The organism is Mycobacterium sp. TH-M82 (assembly GCF_057473605.1).
In genome coordinates this window covers 1-2,980 of the sequence record NZ_JBYCKY010000829.1, presented here as the reverse complement: position 1 = coordinate 2,980, position 2,980 = coordinate 1, and the positions used below count along the sequence as shown (strand labels likewise).

Sequence of the window (2,980 nt, the reverse complement as noted above, 5' to 3'; positions counted from 1 at the left end):
CGAGGGTGACGGCGGCACCCTGCGGGTGGCGTGGGTGCAGGACGGACCCGATGACGGTGACCCCGTTCTGATGCTGCACGGCGAGCCGTCCTGGTCGTTTCTGTACCGCAAGATGATGCCGATCCTGGCCGCCGCCGGGCACCGGGTGATCTGCCCCGACCTGGTCGGGTTCGGCCGCTCCGACAAGCCGGCCCGGCCCGAAGACCACAGCTACGCCCGCCATGTCGAGTGGATGCGGGCGCTGGCTTTCGACGTGCTGGACCTGCACCGGGTGACGTTGGTCGGACAGGACTGGGGCGGGCTGATCGGGCTGCGCCTGGCCGCCGAGCATCCGGAGCGGTTCGCCCGGATCGTCGTCGCCAACACCGGGTTGCCCACCGGTGACGTGCCGATGCCACAGATCTGGTGGCGCTTCCGCGAGGCGATCCAGTCGGCACCGACGGTCGACGTCGCGCGGTTCGTCGAGTCGGGCTGCCGGCGGCCGGTCAGCGAGGCCGTCCGCGCCGGCTACGACGCGCCGTTCCCCGACGACAGCTACTGCGCCGGCCCGCGCGCGATGCCGTTGTTGATCCCCACGAGTCCCGACGACCCGGCCGCCCCGGCCAACCGGGCGGCGTGGGCGAAGCTGTGCGCATCGGAAACACCGATGCTGGTCGCGTTCAGCGACGGCGACCCGATCACCGGGGCGATGGCGCCGATCTTCCAGCGTGAGATGCGTGGCGCACAGGGCATCGAACATCCGGTGATCCGCGACGCCGGGCACTTCGTGCAGGAGGACGCCGGGGAAGAGCTGGCGCATCATATCGTCAACTTCCTGGAATCCCTGCGTCGTTGACGATGGTGGCGCAGCGGCACAGCCCGACCAGCATACGGATTTGACCAGCGGAAACACCTAACACATCCCGGCGTATCCGGGTCCTATACCAGTCCTAGATAGACCGCAGCACCGAACACGGTGACGAACGCACCGCCCAGCGGGGTCAAAAGCCTGTGTAATCACCAAACGTCATCGGCTGGAAAAATTAAAACCAGCGCGCTCTTGTTCCGCAGCCAGATTAACGATACTATCCTCCTCTCACTCTCGCCATGATTATTCTATGGAGATGTCCATGCGAACCACTGCCCTTCCTTACGCCACCACCAGTATTGCGGTGGTAGGTGCCAGCCTGATCGTCGCCACCCCGGCCGCGGTACCCTCGCCCGGGACCCAGTTACAAACCTTTCAACTCACCGGCAGCGGCACAGATATGATCGACGCCCCGAACCACCTGGTGGGTTTGATCGTCGGCGGCAGCGGTACTCCGATACCCCAACTCGCCGGTGACTACGTAGCAGACGCCAATGAGCTCTACATCCAACGAATTTTGCCGGGTGCCGAACCAGAAGGTGTCTTCACACCGGAGGGCGCCTCGCCGATATACACCGGCGTTCAAAGCCTGCCAATCGACACGTCGATAGCGCAGGGTCAATACATGCTGAATACCTACATCACCCAAAACGTCGACGCCGGAAACACCGTGGCAGTTTACGGCGAATCCCAGAGCGCGATGATCTCTTCGCAGGTGATGACCGAACTCCAACAGGAGGGCGTCAAGGCCGACGCTGTGAAGTTCGTGCTGGTAGGTGACGTCGACAATCCCGACGGCGGCTGGGGCGCACGGGTCGATACCAGCTTTCCGGCTTTCACCACCACGTTCGACGTGAGCACCCCGTCGGACACCCCCTATGACACCTCGATCTATATTCAGGAATACGACGGTTTCTCCGACTTACCCAAATACCCCCTGAATATCATTTCCGACCTCAACGCGCTGCTCGGGATAGAATTCGTACACCCGACATATCGGGATCTCACGACGGCGGAGCTTGATGACGCGATCAAACTGCCGACAACTCCGGGTTACGACGGCGTCACCGACTACTACATGATTCCGATGAGCGATAGTCCGCACACCTACATACCGTTGTTGGTGCCGCTGGCCGGAATCCCGGTGGTCGGCAAACCGCTGGCTGATCTGTTGCAACCGGTGCTGACCCAGATCGTCAACCTCGGCTACGACAACCCCGCCAACGAGGGCTGGGATGTGGGGCAAGCCAACGTGCCGACCGGGTTCGGAATCTTCCCGTCCCTGGATCAGGTTATGACCGCGATCAAGAACCTGGCGCCGGCCACCGAGCAAGGCGCAAGTGCCGCAGTGAACGACATCACCAGCGAGTTATCGCATCCGTCGTCGCTGTTTTCCGGACTGGCATCCGGCTCCGGGACATCAGGATCGGCGGATCTGCTGTCATCGCCCACCGACCTCGTCAGCGCCTTCACTTCGGCACTCTCCCAGGTCAGCACCCTGACACTGCCGGCGCTGCAGAGTCTGCTCACCCTCGCGATCACGGTGCCGACCAACGTGATCAACACATTCGTAGACAACCTGAATGACCCGCTCAATGCGATCGGTCTGGCGGCCGACCAGGCCGTCGCGCAGCCCTTAGCTGTGGGAGCTATTGACCTGTTCGTCACCATTGCGACAATCAACTCCGTCCTGGGTGACTTCGGCCTTCCGGGTATCGGGCTCTGAACGGTTTAACGACGGGCCGATGCTGAACGCGCTGCCAGCCGCAATGCCAGCGCCACAGTAACGCCAAGATAGGAAAATTCTGTTTCGGAGGATAGTTTTAGCCTATACAATCTATCTCGTCAGTAAGGCAACTCACTCCATGGACGATAAGCGATCGACGCATCCGCCGCGCGGGCATGAGGTGTTGTTTGCGACATGTGAGGTGGGTCAGCTCGGTCTGCCGTTCAGCTCCACAGTGCCGCGATCGGGGCAGCGGTGATTCGGTCTGCGAGTTCGTACACGTGCGGTCCGGTGTGCAGTATGACTCCGGCGAGAAAGCGTTCGCCGTATTCGTCGCGAAGCCACGTGAGGTGCCGGGCGTCGGCCCGGGTCGGGGCGCCGGTCTTGACCTCGATGCCGATAATCCG

Annotated in this window: 2 protein-coding genes and 1 pseudogene; 2 read left to right on the top strand and 1 reads right to left on the bottom strand. The window is 62.4% G+C overall.

What is annotated here, in order from left to right; translation table 11 throughout:
- Together AC2VON_RS24175 and AC2VON_RS24170 are read left to right on the top strand one after the other, a co-directional pair.
- A partial coding sequence (locus tag AC2VON_RS24175) for a haloalkane dehalogenase (RefSeq protein ID WP_486955103.1) occupies positions 1-835 on the top strand: 835 nt, incomplete at its 5' end.
- Between the two features lie 274 nt (positions 836-1,109).
- The gene (locus AC2VON_RS24170; RefSeq protein ID WP_486955102.1) at positions 1,110-2,573 is read left to right on the top strand and encodes a PE-PPE domain-containing protein; all 1,464 of its coding nucleotides are present in this window, start codon (positions 1,110-1,112) and stop codon (positions 2,571-2,573) included.
- A gap of 224 nt (positions 2,574-2,797) precedes the next feature.
- On the opposite strand, the pseudogene AC2VON_RS24165 reads toward AC2VON_RS24170, so the two are convergent.
- Positions 2,798-2,980, bottom strand: a pseudogene (locus tag AC2VON_RS24165) (hypothetical protein); the annotation flags it as partial.